The following is an 18158-nucleotide window of genomic DNA, read 5'->3' as shown; positions in this document are numbered from 1 at the left end:
TTCTTTACCATTCAGCCTAAACATCTTATTCTCAGCACTTTCCGCTTATATCAGCCGTTTAACCGCTTCCGTTATAACGCCATACTATGCCCCGGTGTTCGGTGACAGGAAGTAATTTTCATAAAAAGCGGATCAGGCAATAAATTAGTATCTTGGGTATTCCATTTTATGAAACAACTTGTTTTCCCTTTCTTCTTATTGCTGCTGGCGCATAACGCCATTGCGCAACGTGCCGGCTGGAGCAGCCGGATGGCTGTTAAGCTGAACACCACTGCTTCCGGGGCCGGTATTAACGGTAATGTAACGGGTTATCCCTTAGCGGTTTCCCTGAATGCCGGTAACTTCAACTTTGCTGCGGCTATCGCCAACGGCGCCGATGTAAGGTTCTCTGAAACGCCCGACGGCCCTTTCCTCCCCCACAGCATCGAATGGTGGGACCCTATGGCCAAAGAAGCACTGCTCTGGGTCCGCATCCCGGAAGTGAAAGGCAACAGCCATAACCAAACCATTTACCTGCATTATGGCAACCCCTCCGCTACTGCGGCCGACCAGTCTGCCATGGTATTCCCCACCTCCGAGGGCTTTACCGGCGTCTGGCACCTCCAGGAGCCGGGTAACACGCTCCCGGGAGGCTATGCAGATGCTACGGGTAATGCCGCCAACGCAACAGGTGTTAATATGATGCCTTATAGTACGGTGAGCAGCCCGCTTGGTAAAGGGCAGCGTTTCCGGTATAATGAAAAGCAATGGATCAAAGTAGATGGTGAACAGCGGAAGTTGTTTGATCATGTGGAGCAGCTCACGTTTTCCATCTGGGCGTATGCCGAATCCTATTCTAATAAGGGGGACGAAGCCAAAAGGGTACTCCCTGGCTACGAAACCATGTTTGCCAAAGGCGATAATTCGTGGCGGCTGCAGAAGTTCGGCATCCGCAACTGGCACCAGCCCGAGGCAGATCTCATAGAGATTTGTGTGGAGCGTACCTCTCCCCGGGGCGACCTTTGTGTGATCGGTAAAACCGACATGAAGGTGAAACAATGGTATCACATTACCGGTGTCCATGATTTCCCTTATGTGCACCTGTATGTGAATGGTAAACTGGAAAGAACGGAAAAGTTCGATACCCCATGGAAAAGCGATGATCATCCTGTAGGAATCGGCAACCAAAGCCAGTTCCCGGAGAAGGGAGGGCGCTATTGGGATGGCGTGCTGGATGAAGCCCGGGTAATCGGGAAAGTGAAAGACGCCAACTGGATCAGGCTGGATTATGAAAGCCAGCGCCCCGGCAGCAAACTGCTCGAGTTCATGGCACCGGTTTCCAGCAAATAATTCAATAATTACTTCCTCCGCTTACGGCTGCTTTCTGCAGTTACGATACCATTGTAGGAAATGGGCTGCCGGTTGTTGCTCGTAACCTGCAGGGAGCCATATCCATTCTCGGAAACCGAAAGGAACATCTGCTGGATGTCGCGCACATCACGCGGCTTGATGGTAATTTCCCAGCCCCCGTCTTTCCGGGGAGTTTCGGTGTATTCAAAGTTGGTGGAAACGAAATCGTAACCGCCCCGTGAGGGATCGATGGGAGCGGAATACGCTCTTCCGAAATATGGCAGGTAGGAATTGACAGTATCTTTTGAGATGATGACCTCGTACCCGTCGCCGCTCACTTGCCGGGTGCGCCCGCTCATGGGCAAAACAGTTTGTGCCTGAAATACGAAAGTGCGTGCGGAAATGATGGATTTCATATCCGCAGTTGATGTGGAAGATGCCTGTTGCGTGGTGGAGCAGGCCATTGCCGTAAATGCCAGGAGCCAGACGGGGATGGTGTTGAATATACGCATAGCAGTCAGTTTATAAATATTTATACTAAGAACAAAAGGCGGGCCATAAATGTTGCCGGGATTTCTTATCTTGAGTACACTATATCCTTAAACACCTGATGCTATGACTCCATTTGTTTTGCTTGCCGCAGCTGCGGCCCTTTTCTTTGTTGCACACGTCATCCTTCTCTTTACTTCCTTCGGGAAAGACCAGTACAACCGCAAAAAATACCTATGGTCGCACCTCACGTTATGGATCTGCGGTATTATTCTTTTTGCGATGACGACCATGTACGCCGGTAAAGGAACGTCTGAAGTGATGGACGTATTCGACACGCCGCTGAAGCGCGGGCTCATTATTGTGGTAGCTTTTGGCCTTTCTGCCATCGCACACACCGTAGTGAAGCTGCTCGTGATGCCAAGGTACCAGGCCCGTTAAGCGCAGGGTTACTTCCGCTGTCTTTTACCGTTTCTTGCGTAAATTGCGGGCATGACGCTCCGCAAAATCATTCATATCGACATGGATGCCTTTTATGCATCGGTGGAGCAGCGCGACAATCCCGCATACCGTGGTATGCCTATTGCCGTAGGCGGCTCACCGGAAGGGCGTGGCGGAGTAGTGGCAACTGCCAGCTATGAAGCAAGAAAATTCGGCGTCCGCTCCGCCATGCCTTCCAAAAGAGCCGTACAGCTTTGTCCTTCCATTATTTTCGTTTATCCCCGTTTCGACGTATACCGCGACGTATCCCGCCACGTCCGCTCCATCTTCCAGCGATATACCGACCTCATTGAACCGCTCTCCCTCGACGAAGCCTACCTCGATGTAACCCTCGATAAGCCCGGCATCGGCTCCGCTATTGCCATTGCCCAGGAAATCAAACAGGCCATCCGCGATGAGCTGCAGCTCACGGCTTCCGCCGGCGTTTCTGTCAATAAATTCGTAGCCAAGATCGCTTCAGACATGCATAAGCCTGATGGACTCACTTTCATTGGTCCTTCCCAGATTGAATCGTTCATGGAAAAGCTACCCGTTGAGAAATTCTTCGGCGTGGGAAAAGTAACGGCAGATAAGATGCAACGCATGGGATTGTTCAATGGCGCCGATCTTAAAAAACTATCTGAAAACGATCTCGTGCAGCATTTCGGGAAGGCAGGCCGGTTCTATTACCGCATCGTGCGCGGGCTGGACGACCGCCCCGTGCAGCCGCACCGCGAAACAAAATCGGTAGGTGCGGAAGATACCTTCCCCCATGACCTTACCACCCTCACTGAAATGGACCCGGAGCTGGACAAGCTGGCCCTGAAAGTTGCGAACCGGCTGGAAAAGCACCAGCTCAAAGGCCGCACCGTTACCCTCAAAGTCAAGTACCACGACTTCCGGCAGATCACCCGTAACCACTCCACCCCTCTCCCCATATCTGATGCTGATACCATAGCTACTGCCGCCAAGCAACTCCTCGCCAAAACTGATCCCGAAATGGAGGGCGATAAGATCCGGCTGCTGGGCATCACAGTTTCCAACTTCGGAGACGAACACCCCCCTGAAACTCCACAGCTCTCACTGTTCTAGCCAATAAAAAATCCGCCATTCCATACCGGAAATCCGGAATAAAATGGCGGAAATATTAAGAAGCCCGGTGTTAGTATTTCGCGGCCTGACCAGCTTTGGGTATGGATTTGAGAATGAACTGGCGGAGGTGTTCATTGCTGGTAGCCAGATCGTCTTTCCGGAGATACATCATGTGCCCGCTGCGATAGCCTTCGAACGACATACGGTCTTTCAGCTTGCCGCCCGGGTCCATCTGCCAGAGATTGTATTTGGCATTGAAATAATCGCAGGCGCCATCGTAGTAACCGCTTTGTACGAACACATGCAGGAAAGGATTCTGCGCCATCGCCTGACGGAGGTTATCTCCCGTGCGGTTTCCTGTATTATCCCAGGGCCAAACGGGGCCGAACATATTATACTTCAGATCGGTTTTATATTTCAGCTCCTCACGGATGTACATGTTGATGGCCGGCGTAAACGAATGCAGCCATGAAGTAAGCTCTGCGTTGAAATCCACGCTCTGCCCGGCGTCTTTCTTATCGATCCCCAGGTACCTGGAATCCAGACGGCCAACTGTGTATCCGCGATCACGCAGCAGTTCTTTCCAGAAGAAGTTGGTAGATACATCGAGATTATTCTGCAGCACGGTTTTCTCGGTAAGGCCGGCATACTTCGCTACTTTCGCCGCAATTTCTTTCCGTTTTGCTTCGGGCAGGTTACCACCCATCGCCAGTGCAGGCAGGTATTCACGGATGGTGAATTCTTCCACTTCAGGGAGCACTGCATTCAGATCTTTCTGTTGTAACTCGGGCACGAGGGCTTTATGATACCAGGCGGTAGCCGCAAAGTAAGGGAGGCGCAATGCCGCAGCGGCAGGCCCGTCGCGCTCAATACCCAGTTCTGTGGGCGATACGAGCACTACCCCGTTTACATAAATCCATTGTGCATTCTGCAGTTCCAGCGCCAGGCCCGATACACGGGTAGTGCCATAGCTTTCGCCTACAAGGTATTTAGGACTTGCCCAGCGTTTGTTGCGGGTAATGAAAGTGCTGATCCATTCAGCGAGGTATTTCACATCCTGGTTCACACCAAAGAACTTCGAACCCTGCACGTCTTTATTTGCCATGCGGGAAAAGCCGGTATTCACGGGGTCTACATACACGATATCCGCCACATCAAGGATGGAATGAGGGTTGTCTTTGAGGCCATAAGGCTGTACGGGATAACCTTCATCATCTATCTTCAGTACACGCGGGCCGGTATACCCGATCTGCATCCAAACGGAGGCCGTTCCCGGGCCACCGTTAAATGAAAACACTAAAGGCCGCGCACCCTGATCCGCTACGCCAGTGCGCTCGAAGTAGGTGTAAAACACGCCGGCAATGGTTTTGCCTTCATCATCCCATACGGGTAAAGTTCCGGCGGTTACTTTATAAGGAACGCGCTGGCCCTTGATGGTAACCTCGTGATTAGTGGTTACGGAAGCGTCTATCTGGAGGGTCCGTTCTTTAGCTCCGGGACCGGCAGCCAGTTCATTGGCCGGTTCCGCTTTCTGGGCAAAGAGGCTGGTGCAGCAAAGCAGGCAGGCTGCGGTGAAGGTTGATTTCATATGTTAATAAAGAGCGATTTATTTCTCAATATGGGAAATAAATCGCTCTTTGCCACATCAAAGGGATAAAAGGCGCATTATTTCCCCTGTGCGGTCATGAACGTCCATTTTACTTTGGGAGTATAACCGAAGGGCTTCCCGGGTTTCGGTTTATCCATACTGCCTTTACCACCCGCGGCTTTAAGTGTAACCCTGGAGAATTGTCCGCGTTCAAAGTCGAAGGTATTGCCATCATCGTCATACAGCTCAAAGGAGCCGGGAGCACTGCCGTATACCCGCACTTCGAGGGGCAGTGTTTCTCCGGGCAGTGGCGCCTGCCTGCGGGGCGGGATCATTGGGATGAGCCCGCCGTCCCGTACGAAGAGCGGAATACGGTCGAGGCGCGACTTAACGGTGATCACACCATCTTCCCCTGCCAGTTCACCCGTATAGAAATCGTACCATTTGCCTTTGGGCAGATACACTTTACGGCTGGAATCGCCGGCAAAGAAAGGCGCCACAATCATATTGTCGCCCATCATATACTGATCCTTCAGTTCGGAACGAGTTTTTGCTTCATAAGGGTTCAGTGTGGCATCCAGCTTACCGCCGCTCACCTGGGGTACATAAGCAAAGCCGTCTATCAGGTTCATAGACCGGAATGGCGGCTTGCCTTCGAAACGGTATTGGGCAAAGGTGGAATAGAGGTAAGGCAACAGCTGCATACGCAACAGTGCCACTTCCTGCACCGCGCTTTCCACTTCGGGGAACGACCATGGCTTGGTGCCATCTGCCCAGGCATTCAGCATGGCCATGGGTGAAAAGCATACCGACTGCATCCTCCTCACCCACTCTTCTGCGGATTTGGAAGCACGAACCTCCGGCGTCCACAACACACCGATGAAACTACTGTTCACAAGGGCGGTAATGAAGTCGGGGTGTGAATAATAATCATTGTAAATCACGTAAGGAAAACGGCTGGCGCCTGCGTTGGAAGCACGTACCAGTCCATACGTCCGCCGGTTCTGTTCCCGGAACCATTCATCGGTCATCTGCTGCATGGCCAGACCATATATCTGCCGCATCTGCTCGGCAGAAGTGCCTGAAGGGAAGGTTGCCACATCGGGCCAGAGCCATTTATCGTACCCGTCGTTTTCATCCATTTTATAACCGCTCACACCCAGACTGATATGATTCTTCATGAAATGCTCCCTGAAGAGTGCTTTTGCCTGCGGCAGGGTAAAATCAGCCACCAGTCCGTTCCATACTGTATGCGTCCCGGAAAGGGGCTTTATGGGCGCATACAGGCCGCTTTTGGGTGAAACGTAAGGGTTTATCCAGAGATTCGCTTTTACGCCCATCCCTGAGAGCTTATTAATGAATCCTGCAGGGTCAGGGAAGCGCTTGTTATCCCATTCGAATGTGCAGGGGTAAGACATGGAGTGCCAGCCGGGCTCCACACCGATGAAGTCCAGCGGAAACTTATGTTCCTCGAACTCCTTCGCTTCACGGATTATATCGTCCTGACTATACAGCGTAGGTACACGTTGTGTAAAGCCCAGGCCCCATTTGGGAGGGAGATAGCCACCGCCGTTAAAGAGATTATAGCGCTGCACGGCATTCATAGCGGTAGGACCACCAAAAATATAGATCTCTGCTCCTGCCGCGGGCACCAGCATCTCTACAGCATCAGAATAAGGTTGCGATTCCCATTGTTTGTTCCCGTTACGGTCGTGCAATACAGGAGGGTTCTTCGTGTCTGTACGCACTGCAGTACCGGCGTAAACCGTGATGTAACGCGCGGCATCCACGAGTACACCATACCCGCGTGAGGAAATGTACAGCGGTACGGGAGCATGGGTTCGGCCGTCATCTTTACCGCCGTAGTGGTCCATATGCAGCTGGCTAACACGCCCGCGCTGGTTCACGGTTTTAAAGTTGAGGCCGAGGCCGAAGATCTGTTCATTCCTTTCGAGGGGGAAGCGCAGGTACACTTTGCCATCGGAAAGCTTCACGGAAATATCTCCGGGATCAAGTGGGAAAGAAGATGTTGGGAGTTGCCGGAGGGCGGCACTGTCTGGCGTGGCAGCGGCAATACCAAGAAGAGTTACCTTCTCGGGCAGACCTGCGGTACCTTTCCAGACACCGGGCATTACTTCGCGCCATTGAAGCTGGGCGCTCAGGGCTGTAGACAGGCATAACAGTCCTGTCAGCAGCGGCAATGAAAATCTGATGTTCATACTCGTGGATATTGAACCAAAAGATAATCAGATAATACGGACTTGCCGCTCCAAGGTGAAGATTCAGCCAAACACGGTGAAAATATTGTTTATTGGGCTACGGTGTGGGAGTTAACAGGCTCCTTCACTTTGGGATTCACCTGGTAGCAGAGTACTTCTCCGTTGTTGAGCACTTCCACGATGCGGTATCCGAAATAAGGAGTGCCCCAGCTGCCGCCGAGGTGGCCGTCGAAGAAGAAGTGTTTACCGTTCTTTTCCTTCATACCGTCTTCCGCATGATCGTGCCCGTGGAATACTGCTTTGAGGTTCTTCTGGGCGGAGAACATTTCAATCAGCTCCGGACAGTCGATGCCATGCTCCGTCCATTTAACGGGTGTGATGTGCATGATCACGAAGAGGTTCTTCGCGTCTTTATGTTTGGCGAGCGCGGTACGCGTCCATTCAAGATCCGGACAGATGTATTTTCCAGTAACATCAGCAGTATTGAGAACAATGAAAGCATTACTACCCTGCCTGAAATCGTAATGCCATGCAGTACCGAAAACTTTTTCCCATTCCGGTTCAGGAATTTTATCGTGGTTGCCGTGAGAAACGTAGTATTTCATGGAGAGTTTATCCCATGCAGCTTTGGCCGGATGTATAAGCTTGGGATCGTCGTGAAAAACATCGCCGTTGATGACGGAGAAATCCAGTCCTCTGCCGGAAGCTTCTGCATTCAGCAGTTGCACCATGCTGCTGTGGTTTTCATCAAAAGCAGTTTTAGGCTGGCCGTAATGCCCATCCGATGCAAGGGCGAAACGGAGCTTCACCTTTTTGCGGGGCGGCAGAACAAACCCGCCGGGAGCAAAGGATTGCAGGGTTGAACCTGCGCCAATGAGAACAATACTTTTGAGGGAAAGCTCCAGAAAGTTTCTACGTGAAATCATAAGCGTGAAGTTTAACAGTCTCCAAGATAATTGAAAAAAATAATTAGGGCCTTTTGAATTTTTTGTGTTGAAAAATATTTTATAATTGGCGGAACTAAAATTGTTGAATTATGACGTTTGCACTTACAATTCCGGATGAAGTTATGGAGAAACTGTATATCCAATCCGGCATTTATGACAGAACCAAGCTATGCAATCAGATGGTATCTTTTTATCAGTGGGCAGTAGATGAAGCTTGCGAAGGAAGCAGGATTGTTGCTGAAAATACTGAAAGGGATATCAAAACGATTTTACATTCAGATACATTCGATAACATTAAACGCAGACGACAAAAGTATGACTATGAAAGTAAAAGACATCAAAGCCGTTAACATTACCGGTTTATCTTCCGCCATACTAACAGCAGAGCAAACTGCCGGCATGTGGCTTGCCAAAATGCTGCTTTGGATGTTAGCAGGGACAATTCTCTTATATACATTGATTTTTCTATTCCAGGGCTGTGGCCATTGCCGGGAGCCGGCAATAAGCAGTACAACTGCAGCATGTAAATTATGCGAGGCAGTTACGACAAAGGATAATCATACAAGCATGGCTTTTGCCAACCTGCAGTTTATCCTCAATGATTTGTCTCCTATCTTCACTACCGTGCTGGGATACATTTTCGGCACAAGGGCACGCAGTTAACCCGCCCGGTTCCCCATCTTTCTTTTCGTTTAACTTTCAAATGGTCACTTTCCCGCATAGCGGTTATACTTTTTGAGCAGGCGCACCACTTCATCATGTGGCAACCCGGGCACAAAGTTTCCGTTAATGCCCGTCATGTCGCGCCCGGCAACAATGGCATTGAGGATTGCTTCTTCCGTTGCCTGTGCGGTGGCGTAGAACAGCGGGTCCATATGATCATTGGGCACCATATCCAGCTTCGGCGCTGCATCGCGCCGGGAGGCTTTCGGGTTGGCTGTACTGAAGGCCAGGAAGATATCGCCGGAAGTGTTTTCTCCATGCCCTCCCACTTTACCGATACCAATGGGTACCCGGCGGGCAATGCGGTTCAGCTGATGTGGCAGCAAGGGAGCATCAGTAGCCACAATCACAATAATGGAGCCTGTTCCGGGTTTAATTTCCCCGAACTTCATCTTCCACTTAGGCGACTTGATTTCCGGCCCTGCAGGCACACCTGCAATCGTAAACTGCTGCTTCCCTCCGTGATTAGCCTGTACCAGCACACCCAGGGTATAAGTGGTATCCCCCACGCGTACTACCCGCGAGGCCGTACCGGTACCTGCCTTAAACCCATGGCTCACCATCCCTGTTCCCCCGCCAACACTGCCTTCCGCCACCGGCCCGGATTTAGCACTGTCTAATGCCTGAAAAACATGTTCCTTTTTGACGTGCATGCCATTGATATCGTTCAGCATACCGTCGTACGTTTCTGCTACTATGGGAAGCGCCCAGAACAATCCGTCTGTTTCCTCCAGCGGCAGAAAGTGTTTGTGCCTGTACTGCCATTCCACAACCGCATCACGCACCAGGCCTACTGAATGGGTATTGGTAATTGTAATGGGCCCTTCCATAAACCCGGATTCTGATATCCAGGTGGTGCCCGTCATCTCACCATTACCGTTGAGCGCAAACCACCCGGCAAATACTGGATCGTAAGTATTGCCGCGCGGCAGGATCGCAGTAACCCCGGTACGCACGGGCCCCTTCCCGGTCTGCAGATTGCCTTCGCCGGAAATAAGTGTGGTAAGCCCCACTTTTACGCCGGGCACATCCGTAATAGCATTGTATCTGCCGGTTTTACCGGGGAAAGGAATACCCAGATCACGGGCACGGACTGCCTGCTGAGCATGGGTTTCATGGGTGATTAAAGCAGTGAGGAAACAGGATAAAACGATTAAAGCCGGGAACTTCATAACAGGACGGTTTATATGAGGTAAATTGGAAATCTCTACGGGAATTAACTTCTCCAAAGTAAACCTTTTCTCTCTTCCGGGGCATCAGTATTCAAACGTAATTCACAACAGGAGGATCGTCAGACCTTCATCAGCGCATCCAGCTCGCGGCGGTAGTCATACTGGAGGTCTTCGTGCTGGGCAGCGATCGTTTTATCGATCTTACGCAGCTGCTGGAAATACAGGTTGCTCAGCTGCACACTGTTCTTCAGCAAATCCCCCGCGCGGCGGAGCTTCTTGCAGAAATGCAGGAGTAATTCTATTTCTGCGGTTTTGGATTGTGTAAAGCGAATGTGTTTGTTGGTAACACGCAGGATCTTACGCACGGTTTTCTTGGCATGATAGGCATGCGTTGTGCCCATCCCGTCGAATTCCATATCGATATAACCCCGTACCTGGTCGAGGTACGTTTCCGGGTACGAGGCATCGAACAGCAGGTAGCTGAGCAGTTCTTTGTTTTCTTTCTTGAATTTGGCCAGCCGGAGGCACATCTCTACCAGCTCGGCCTGAGGCAGTGAAAGCATTTCTTTCTTCAGCTCATGCACTGTAACCGGCTTTATCTCCGACTTGCTAGTCTTCATAGAATTCGATCAGGGAACCGAAATAAGCATCGCGCCAGCCCTCCACGATATCGTCATAAGCTTCGTCGGGGATATTGCTGTGGCGCAGCTCTGCTGAAGTGCCTTTCTTATGTGGGTGCAGAATGATCGTAACGATGGAAGCAGGTTCCTGTTCACCGAAGTACCACTCCTGAACCAGCTTCCGTCCTTCTTCAAACTCCAGGTTACGGCCGGCAATGCTGCCATCCCAGAGCGAGAATTCCGAACCCGGTTCAGTGCTCATCTCAGCGACATCACCCGTCCACAACCTTATGGTGGCTTCGCGGGTAAGCGCCTGGTAAACATCTTCAGGAGGTGCGGGAATCACGAAATGTTGCTTAAAGTCTTTCATATCAGGCGGTTTATTCTTCGATCAGCTTGATGCCGGTTTTAGTCAGTTCAATTTTTTGTTGTTTGTAGAGCGTGCCTACCGTCATTTTGAAGGTTTTCTTGCTCATGCCGAAAAACTCACGGATTTCATCCGGGTCGGATTTATCGTGGTACGGCAGGTACCCGTCGTTTTCCCGGAGCAGGCGAAGCAGCAGGCCTGATTCATCTTCAGTCCGGTTAAAGCCCGGCTGGCCGGGGGCCACATCTACTTTACCATCTTCCTTCACGGCTTTCACGAAACCCTTCAGGCGGTCGCCGATATCGAGGGAACGGAAAACGTCGGAATAGTGAAGTACGCCGGTATGGCGGTTATTAATAATGGTAATGAACCCGATGTCTGAGCGGCGGTAAATAACAAGGTCTACCACATCTTTCTCCTGCACCGTCAGCGGATCATTGCTGAGGTAGGGATCGATCTTTTCTGTAGCGGCTACACGGCCGGTAAGTTCATCGAGGTAGATCATCACCAGGTAATCCTGCCCTTTCAGCATTTTGGATAATTGCTGGGAAAGGGGAACGAAGAGGTCTTTGGCAAGCCCCCAGTCGAGGAACGCGCCCTGATGTGTAATGTCTACCGCTTTGAGGGAAATGATATCGCCCACGATGCCTTTCGGCTTGTCGGTAGTGGCGATCAGCCTGTTTTCGGAATCGTGATAGAGAAAAACGGTGAGCTCGTCTCCGGGGCGGGTGCCTTCGGGAACATAGCGTTTAGGGAGGAGGATTTCCGTTTCCCCGCCACCGTCCAGATATACGCCGAAATCTGTCTCTTTTTTGACCTTCAGCTGATTATACTCGCCAACCTTGTACATATATTATTGAAATTCGGCCGTAAAGGTACGATAAAAATAACGGGGAGGCGTGAGTAGCGGAATTTCGAAAAAGATCGATAAATTAACGGTACAATCCACGGATTATGAAAGATACGCTCATATTACCCGCCAAGGGCCTGCCGGCAGTTCCGGCCTGGCTGTCTGCCCCTTTCCAATTGCTGGAGCCGGTAGGCAACCGGCTGCTGCTCATCCTTTTCTGCGGCAGTTTCAGTTTTCTTTTCATGTACGTGTTTACGCCTTTCAACATGAACCAGTGGTACGAAGGCGGACCGTTTGGCGTTACGGGTGCCTTTGGAGCCTTCTCCATCAGTGGCATCGCCGCCATGAGCATTTCCCAGTTTCTGCTGATAAGGCTGAAGGGGAAGAAGCCGCTTACCCACTGGCAGTTCCTCGCCTGGTTCTTTGGCGAAACGCTCCTGGTGGCAGGCATCGTTAACATCGTAAATGTGTCCCTGCATAGCTACCTCACCTTTTCCTGGCTCGAATACTGGGATACCTGGAAGTATGGCTTCGGCGTACTGGCCCTTCCCTACTCCATTGCCCTCCTCTGGTTCCAGAGCCGTGCCTCCGCCGCCCGGCTGAAAGATATTGCGCTGGCCCCTGCGGAAGACAGGGAAAAAGAAAAAGATACCCTCCTGATCCGGGATGAATACGATAAGCTTGCCCTCAGCCTCCCGCCTTCGAGCCTCATTATGGTGAAGGCGGAAGATAATTACGTGCATGTTTTTTACCGGAACGGGCAGGAAGTGAAGAAGGAACTGGTCCGTTCGTCGCTCAAAAAGCTGGAGCCGCAGCTGGCTGCCCATGGTGTGGCACGAGCGCACCGTTCTTACATGGTAAACATATCCAACGTGCTGTTATTCAAGAAAAACGCGAAGGGACATTACCTGATGCTCGAAGGAATGGACGATTGCCCGGTACCGGTTTCCGCCAGTTATCTGCCCCAGTTCCAGCAGAAATTCACCCCGGATTCCTGATTTTCACCCCGCAACCCCTTCCCTTCACCCCGAAACAGCATCGTACAGGCAGGCGGTGAATGGTAAAAGCATAATATCGCCTTTACCATCCCAACCAAAATTTCTTCGCCCATGTACAAACTGATGCTACTGTTCTCGATAGCCATGCTATCCGCCTGGAATCTGCCTGCCCAACACGTGCTGTCGGGCAAGGTAAAGAACAGCCAAACGGGAGAAACGGTGCCTGCGGTATCCGTAAAGGCCCGTAACACGCCCTATGGCGACTATACCAATGATCAGGGGAATTTCCGCTTCACCTTACGCGCTCCCCTCCCCGTGACCCTCGTTTTCTCCTCTGTTGGCTACGCCACGCAGGAAGTAACAGTCAGTAGTCCGGGCCCCATAAATATCGCCCTCGTCCCTTCCTCCATCCTTGGAACGGAGGTCGTTGTTTCCGCCAGCAGAAACGTACAGCGGAAAATTGAATCCCCCGTCACCATCGAACGGATCGACAACAAAGATGTCATCAACTCCCCCCAGCCCAGTTACTTCTCCATGCTGCAGGGCCTCAAAGGGGTCGACATCACCACTTCTTCCCTCACCTTTACCACCATTACCACCCGCGGCTTCAATACCAGCGGTAACACCAACTTCACACAGGTAGTGGATGGTATGGACAACCAGGCACCCGGCCTCAACTTCCCCCTTGGCGCCGCCATCGGGCTCACAGAACTGGATGTAGACAACCTCGAACTCCTTTCCGGGGCATCCTCTGCCCTTTATGGCTCCCGCGGGCTGAACGGTACACTGGTCATGACCGGTAAAGACCCCTTCAAGTACCAGGGCCTTAGCTTCCAGATCACGCAGGGTGTTAACCACATTAAGAAAGGTGCCGGTAACGACCCCATGGGAGCATCTCCTTATTATGACTGGACGCTGCGCTGGGCTTACAAGGTGAGCGACCGCTTCGCTTTTAAAGTGAATGCCCAGTACACCAAAGCGAAAGACTGGCTGGCAGCAGACACCAGCAATACCAATAGTATGGGTAACAAATACACCGATCCCAATTACAACGGTGTTAACTCATATGGCAGCAAAACCTCTGTCGACATCAACCCCTTCCTCGAAGCCATTAAGGCCATGGACCCTTCCACGGCTCCCATCGTAGACCCGCTGCTGGCCAACCCCACCAATTACGTGGCCCGTACCGGTTATCCCGAATACGGATACCTCAGCAACGACGCCAAAATGCTGAAAGTGAATGCAGAAATGCGCTATAACATCAAGCCCGGCCTGCAGGCCATCCTGTCTGGCACCTTTGGCGATGGCACAGCGGTTTACAGTAACGATACCCGTTACGCACTGGACGGCTTCAAACTGGCCCAGTACCGCGCAGAACTCCGCGCCGATCATTGGTTCGTACGCGCCTATACCACCCGCGAAAACTCCGGGAACACCATCATCGCCAGCCCTACCGCACAGCTCATCAACGAAGCCTGGAAGCCCAGTTATGACGGCAATACGGGCGATGGCTGGTACCCGCAATATACCATCGGACTGATTACAGCCCTCGCAGGCGGACAATCCCTCACCGATGCACACCTCGCTGCCCGTGCTGCGGCCGACCAGGGAAGGCCCCTTGCAGGAAGCGACCACTTCAACCGGCTGCGCGACAGTATTTCCGCCATCCCCACCTCCAAAGGTGGTACCCTCTTCCTGGACCGTAGTAAGCTTTACAATGCCGAGTTTCAGTACAACTTCACCCGCCTGGTGAAATGGGCCGAAGTAATTGCCGGCCTTAACTATCGCATCTACAAACTGGATTCGGAAGGCACACTCTTCCCGGATAAAGAGGGCCCCATCGATGTGGCGGAATACAGTGCCTTTGCCCATTTCTCCAAAAAGATGATTAACAACAAGCTGAAGCTGGGTGCGGCGTTCCGGCTCGATAAGAACACGCTTTTCGAAAAGCCCCGCACTACTTCCCGCCTTTCTGCCGTACTCGAAACCACTAAGGAGCACTTCCTCCGGTTCTCGTACCAGAACGCTTATAGCTTCCCCTCCAACATTCAATCGCTCCAAAGCACACTCGTAGATTATAACTCCTACGCCTCCGGTGGTTCTGCAAGGCTGCTCTACGGCGAATACAAGTTCGATAAATACCAGCCTTACCTGCTGGAAAGCGTGAACAAATACCGGCAGACGAACGATCCTTCTGTACTGAAGAAGTTCGAACCTAAAGACATCAAGCCCCAGTCGGTAGATGCATTTGAACTGGGATATTCCGCCCTTGTAGCCAAATGTGTGCTGATCGATGTATTGGGATACTACTCCACCTGGAAGAACTTCATCGGTTATGTAAACGTTGCCAATACGCCGGGCTCGGATAATGTAGAAGATTTTAAAGACCGCAGCAAATACATCGCTTACAACATTGCTTACAATGGCGCTGAGAAAGTAAATACCTACGGGTATGCCGCCAGCGTGAGTGTAGACCTGTCGCGCAACTTCGGCGCCAAGGTCAACTTCTCGTCAGACTTCCTTAAGAACCGTAACAACAGCCAGATCAACAATTTCAACACCCCTAACTGGAAAGTTAACTTCGAATTCGGCAATTCAGGAATGGGTAAGAAACAACTGTTCTCGTTCAATACAAGTCTCCGCTACCGCCCGGCTTACTTCTATTCCATCGGCTTCGCCAGTGGAACGATAGACGCCAATGTAGTGCTGGATGCACAGGTAAGTTATAAATTGCCTGTAATCAAGAGCAGGATCAAACTCGGTGCAACAAACCTGACTAATAAATACTACTACACCGGCTTCGGCAGCCCCGGCATTGGCGGGGTATATTACATCACTTACGCTTATAACGTATTCTAAAAACCATTTACATGAAATATTACTCTTCCCTCCTGGCCCTCGCAATGATAGCGGCCTGCGGCACCCCGGAAAAGCCCCCCGTGGATGGATACAAGCAAACGCTCGTGTTCAGTCCCGGAGAAGAAAGCAAAATCACCGAAGCGTTCCTCACGCTTACAGACAGTAGCGCCATTGAGCTGAAAGAAGGCACCTACAAGTTTAACAACCTTAGTCTTGTTCAGCTGAAACACATCCGTATCAGCGGTGCCGGTTCCGGCAAAACGATCCTCGACTTCTCCGCCCAGACGCAGGGAGGTGAAGGCATCCGGGTTGCGGAACTGAAAGGGTTTACCATCTCCGGTATGACTATCCGGGAATCCAAGGGTGATCTGTTGAAAGTCAATAAAAGCGAAGACGTTGTAATCCGCGATGTGCACGCTATATGGGCAGTGGCAGACTCCACCAGCGGCGGATACGGTATCTATCCCGTGCTTTGCAACAATGTACTGGTAGAAGACTGTTACGCCGAAGGCGCATCTGATGCAGGCATCTATGTAGGGCAATCCAACAAGGCTATTGTAAGAAAGAGCAAAGCATATAAAAACGTAGCCGGCTGCGAAATAGAGAACACTACCAACGCAGAAGTATACGACAATGAGTTTTACGGCAATACCGCCGGCTTCCTCGTGTTCGACCTGCCGGACCTCTCCCAGCGCGGCGGACAGGTGAAGGCTTACAACAACAACATCCACGATAATAATGAGCGGAACTTCGCCAAATCAGGCAGCTTCGGCACTACCTGGGGCGTAGGTAATGCAGCGCCCGGCTGCGGCATTATTATCCAGGCAACCTCTGATGTGGAGATCTATAATAACAAGATCATCAATAACAATTCCGCCGCCATTGCCCTCGTGTCCGGCTTTTTCGTGGATGCTAAAGCAGGTGAAAAAATCAATGCCAGCTACTTCCCGGTTTCCAAAAACATCTATATCCATAACAACACGATAGAAATGGGCGCAGCGTTCCCCGAAGCAGCTTACAAGCACCATACCGGGCAGATCCTCGTTGGTATTGAAAAAGCCATTGGTAAAAGAATTCCGCCTATCGTTTACGACGGCATCAGCACCAACGTCATCACTCAGGAGAAGAAAATCAATCCCGATTCCATCTGTATCCAGCAACCGGGTGAGAACCTGTTTGTGAATGCCGACGGAATGAACATCGGCACTCCAGCCTGGAAACCGGGCACGGATATGCAACCTTTCATTTGTAAATAGTATTTGAAGAAATGAGAATAGTGATAGCTCTGGCATGGATCGGAATGTTCGCAACGGGCTGCGCCCAGCCCGCAAAGCACCCGGTGGGGTTCCTCGATAAGCTTTCGGATTACGGTTTCTTTACCGGACAACTGAAGGAACTGTCGCCCTCCCCGCGGGTGCACCCTTATGAGCTGGCAACGCCGCTCTTCACCGATTACACGGTAAAAAGGCGCTTTATTGTTTTGCCTGAAGGCAATACCATGCAGTATACCGACACCGGCTCCCTGGGGTTCCCCGACGGCACTTACCTGATCAAGAATTTCGCGTACCGCGACAGTCTGGGTAAAGAAGTGCTCCTCGAAACCAGGCTCCTGCATAAAGATGTGGCCGACGGGAAATGGAAGGTCATGAATTACAAATGGAATGCGGAGCAAACCGAAGCCGTGAAATGGGTGGCAGGCGCCCAGGTGCCCATTACCCTTACTGACGATAGCGGTAACCGGATTCCTACGCATTATGTGATCCCGAATACCAACGATTGCAAGCGCTGTCATGCTTCGGGTGGTACCCTCATCCCTATCGGGCCGAAGGCACGTAATGTTAATTACCAGGGTCAACTGGAAAAATGGGCCGCTTCCGGCATCATCCAGGGCGTTCCCGACGCTTCGAAGCGGGTACCATTCCCGGTCTGGAACGATAGTGTCCATTTCACGGTTAACGAGCGTGCCCGCGCTTACCTCGACGTGAACTGTGCCCACTGTCATACCAAAGGCGGTGACGCTGATAATACCGGTTTATTTCTCGAATACGGTCAGCAGGCTCCTGCAAGGCTCGGTGTACTCAAAGGACCGGTAAGTGCCGGAAATGGCGCCGGAGGACTCGATTATGACGTAGTTCCCGGCAATCCGGAGGCTTCCATCCTCCATTACCGGATGAACAGCAATGAGCCCGGAACGGCCATGCCCGAACTGGCGCGCACGGTAACCCACCGCGAGGGTGTAGCCCTTATTGCGGAATGGATACGCCAACTACCCAGGTAATCTTAAGAATCATACATCCCTTGCCAACAATGGGCGTCCGCTTGCGGGCGCCTTTTTGTATTCAGGGAATCTCCCTCCTGCAGCCAACTAAAAGGCACGGTAATAAATCAGATAAGCCGCCCTTAAGCCGCCTATATCCCGCCCTTA

At 51.6% G+C, this 18158-nt stretch carries 17 protein-coding genes; 9 read left to right on the top strand and 8 right to left on the bottom strand.

Annotated features, from left to right (window positions below):
- The first annotated feature begins 168 nt into the window (after positions 1 to 168).
- A complete protein-coding gene (locus tag DEV76_RS17500; protein ID WP_109699216.1) occupies positions 169 to 1329 on the top strand; it encodes a DUF2341 domain-containing protein in 1161 nt (386 codons plus the stop codon).
- A gap of 8 nt (positions 1330 to 1337) precedes the next feature.
- Here DEV76_RS17500 and DEV76_RS17495 read toward each other — a convergent pair whose 3' ends face one another.
- Positions 1338 to 1841, bottom strand: coding sequence for a DUF4251 domain-containing protein (locus tag DEV76_RS17495; protein WP_109699215.1), 504 nt, complete (start codon positions 1839 to 1841; stop codon positions 1338 to 1340).
- A 103-nt stretch (positions 1842 to 1944) separates the two neighbouring features.
- Between DEV76_RS17495 and DEV76_RS17490 the strand changes: the two genes are divergently transcribed.
- Positions 1945 to 2259 carry a hypothetical protein gene (locus DEV76_RS17490; protein WP_157962952.1) on the top strand — a complete coding sequence of 105 codons (315 nt, stop codon included), beginning with the start codon at positions 1945 to 1947 and terminating at the stop codon, positions 2257 to 2259.
- Positions 2260 to 2310: 51 nt separating this feature from the next.
- Entirely contained in the window at positions 2311 to 3390 is a 1080-nt protein-coding gene (dinB, locus tag DEV76_RS17485; protein WP_109699213.1) for a DNA polymerase IV, read from the top strand.
- Positions 3391 to 3460: 70 nt separating this feature from the next.
- Here dinB and DEV76_RS17480 read toward each other — a convergent pair whose 3' ends face one another.
- From DEV76_RS17480 to DEV76_RS17470, 3 genes are all read right to left on the bottom strand, one after another.
- Positions 3461 to 4978 carry a S10 family peptidase gene (locus tag DEV76_RS17480; RefSeq protein WP_109699212.1) on the bottom strand — a complete coding sequence of 506 codons (1518 nt, stop codon included), beginning with the start codon at positions 4976 to 4978 and terminating at the stop codon, positions 3461 to 3463.
- A 77-nt stretch (positions 4979 to 5055) separates the two neighbouring features.
- The gene (locus DEV76_RS17475; protein ID WP_109699211.1) at positions 5056 to 7197 is read right to left on the bottom strand and encodes a TIM-barrel domain-containing protein; all 2142 of its coding nucleotides are present in this window, start codon (positions 7195 to 7197) and stop codon (positions 5056 to 5058) included.
- An 89-nt stretch (positions 7198 to 7286) separates the two neighbouring features.
- Entirely contained in the window at positions 7287 to 8123 is an 837-nt protein-coding gene (locus DEV76_RS17470; RefSeq protein ID WP_109699210.1) for a metallophosphoesterase family protein, read from the bottom strand.
- 110 nt (positions 8124 to 8233) lie between these two features.
- On the opposite strand from DEV76_RS17470, the gene DEV76_RS25985 reads away from it, so the two are divergent.
- The gene (locus DEV76_RS25985) at positions 8234 to 8494 is read left to right on the top strand and encodes a hypothetical protein (RefSeq protein ID WP_157962951.1); all 261 of its coding nucleotides are present in this window, start codon (positions 8234 to 8236) and stop codon (positions 8492 to 8494) included.
- On the top strand, positions 8466 to 8807 hold the full coding sequence (locus DEV76_RS17465) for a hypothetical protein (RefSeq protein WP_157962950.1): 342 nt from the start codon (positions 8466 to 8468) through the stop codon (positions 8805 to 8807). The genes DEV76_RS25985 and DEV76_RS17465 overlap by 29 nt, the downstream gene beginning before the upstream one ends.
- 44 nt (positions 8808 to 8851) lie before the next feature.
- Here the strand turns inward: DEV76_RS17465 and DEV76_RS17460 are convergent, their stop codons facing one another.
- The 4 genes from DEV76_RS17460 to DEV76_RS17445 all read right to left on the bottom strand — a co-directional run bounded on the left by DEV76_RS17460 (position 8852) and on the right by DEV76_RS17445 (position 11876).
- A complete protein-coding gene (locus tag DEV76_RS17460) occupies positions 8852 to 10039 on the bottom strand; it encodes a DmpA family aminopeptidase (protein WP_109699208.1) in 1188 nt (395 codons plus the stop codon).
- Between the two features lie 119 nt (positions 10040 to 10158).
- Positions 10159 to 10659, bottom strand: coding sequence for a hypothetical protein (locus DEV76_RS17455; RefSeq protein WP_232826979.1), 501 nt, complete (start codon positions 10657 to 10659; stop codon positions 10159 to 10161).
- Complete coding sequence (locus tag DEV76_RS17450) at positions 10649 to 11029, bottom strand: SRPBCC domain-containing protein (RefSeq protein ID WP_109699207.1); 381 nt, start codon at positions 11027 to 11029, stop codon at positions 10649 to 10651. Before DEV76_RS17450 ends, DEV76_RS17455 begins: the two co-directional genes overlap by 11 nt.
- 10 nt (positions 11030 to 11039) lie before the next feature.
- Positions 11040 to 11876 carry a CvfB family protein gene (locus tag DEV76_RS17445; RefSeq protein ID WP_109699206.1) on the bottom strand — a complete coding sequence of 279 codons (837 nt, stop codon included), beginning with the start codon at positions 11874 to 11876 and terminating at the stop codon, positions 11040 to 11042.
- Between the two features lie 104 nt (positions 11877 to 11980).
- On the opposite strand from DEV76_RS17445, the gene DEV76_RS17440 reads away from it, so the two are divergent.
- From DEV76_RS17440 to DEV76_RS17425, 4 genes are all read left to right on the top strand, one after another.
- A complete protein-coding gene (locus tag DEV76_RS17440; RefSeq protein WP_109699205.1) occupies positions 11981 to 12874 on the top strand; it encodes a LytR/AlgR family response regulator transcription factor in 894 nt (297 codons plus the stop codon).
- Between the two features lie 111 nt (positions 12875 to 12985).
- Entirely contained in the window at positions 12986 to 15733 is a 2748-nt protein-coding gene (locus DEV76_RS17435) for a carboxypeptidase-like regulatory domain-containing protein (RefSeq protein WP_109699204.1), read from the top strand.
- Between the two features lie 11 nt (positions 15734 to 15744).
- Positions 15745 to 16989 carry a parallel beta-helix domain-containing protein gene (locus DEV76_RS17430; RefSeq protein ID WP_109699203.1) on the top strand — a complete coding sequence of 415 codons (1245 nt, stop codon included), beginning with the start codon at positions 15745 to 15747 and terminating at the stop codon, positions 16987 to 16989.
- Positions 16990 to 17000: 11 nt separating this feature from the next.
- Complete coding sequence (locus DEV76_RS17425; RefSeq protein WP_109699202.1) at positions 17001 to 18011, top strand: SO2930 family diheme c-type cytochrome; 1011 nt, start codon at positions 17001 to 17003, stop codon at positions 18009 to 18011.
- Positions 18012 to 18158 lie beyond the last annotated feature (147 nt).

It is taken from the genome of Chitinophaga deserti (genome assembly GCF_003149455.1).
Lineage (GTDB): Bacteria > Bacteroidota > Bacteroidia > Chitinophagales > Chitinophagaceae > Chitinophaga > Chitinophaga deserti.
Note: the sequence above shows the minus strand (reverse complement) of the source record. Positions and strands in the feature narration are given on the sequence as shown.

What these genes read in the sequence shown, in the direction of transcription:
- DEV76_RS17460 (WP_109699208.1), bottom strand. Translation starts at nt 10,039, where the DNA reads ATGAAGTTCCCGGCTTTAATCGTTTTATCCTGTTTCCTCACTGCTTTA.
- DEV76_RS17455 (WP_232826979.1), bottom strand. Translation starts at nt 10,659, where the DNA reads ATGAAGACTAGCAAGTCGGAGATAAAGCCGGTTACAGTGCATGAGCTG.
- DEV76_RS17435 (WP_109699204.1), top strand. Translation starts at nt 12,986, where the DNA reads ATGTACAAACTGATGCTACTGTTCTCGATAGCCATGCTATCCGCCTGG.
- DEV76_RS17430 (WP_109699203.1), top strand. Translation starts at nt 15,745, where the DNA reads ATGAAATATTACTCTTCCCTCCTGGCCCTCGCAATGATAGCGGCCTGC.
- DEV76_RS17425 (WP_109699202.1), top strand. Translation starts at nt 17,001, where the DNA reads ATGAGAATAGTGATAGCTCTGGCATGGATCGGAATGTTCGCAACGGGC.
- DEV76_RS17480 (WP_109699212.1), bottom strand. Translation starts at nt 4,978, where the DNA reads ATGAAATCAACCTTCACCGCAGCCTGCCTGCTTTGCTGCACCAGCCTC.
- DEV76_RS17490 (WP_157962952.1), top strand. Translation starts at nt 1,945, where the DNA reads ATGACTCCATTTGTTTTGCTTGCCGCAGCTGCGGCCCTTTTCTTTGTT.
- DEV76_RS25985 (WP_157962951.1), top strand. Translation starts at nt 8,234, where the DNA reads ATGACGTTTGCACTTACAATTCCGGATGAAGTTATGGAGAAACTGTAT.
- DEV76_RS17445 (WP_109699206.1), bottom strand. Translation starts at nt 11,876, where the DNA reads ATGTACAAGGTTGGCGAGTATAATCAGCTGAAGGTCAAAAAAGAGACA.
- DEV76_RS17450 (WP_109699207.1), bottom strand. Translation starts at nt 11,029, where the DNA reads ATGAAAGACTTTAAGCAACATTTCGTGATTCCCGCACCTCCTGAAGAT.
- DEV76_RS17470 (WP_109699210.1), bottom strand. Translation starts at nt 8,123, where the DNA reads ATGATTTCACGTAGAAACTTTCTGGAGCTTTCCCTCAAAAGTATTGTT.
- DEV76_RS17465 (WP_157962950.1), top strand. Translation starts at nt 8,466, where the DNA reads ATGAAAGTAAAAGACATCAAAGCCGTTAACATTACCGGTTTATCTTCC.
- DEV76_RS17440 (WP_109699205.1), top strand. Translation starts at nt 11,981, where the DNA reads ATGAAAGATACGCTCATATTACCCGCCAAGGGCCTGCCGGCAGTTCCG.
- DEV76_RS17475 (WP_109699211.1), bottom strand. Translation starts at nt 7,197, where the DNA reads ATGAACATCAGATTTTCATTGCCGCTGCTGACAGGACTGTTATGCCTG.
- DEV76_RS17495 (WP_109699215.1), bottom strand. Translation starts at nt 1,841, where the DNA reads ATGCGTATATTCAACACCATCCCCGTCTGGCTCCTGGCATTTACGGCA.
- dinB (WP_109699213.1), top strand. Translation starts at nt 2,311, where the DNA reads ATGACGCTCCGCAAAATCATTCATATCGACATGGATGCCTTTTATGCA.
- DEV76_RS17500 (WP_109699216.1), top strand. Translation starts at nt 169, where the DNA reads ATGAAACAACTTGTTTTCCCTTTCTTCTTATTGCTGCTGGCGCATAAC.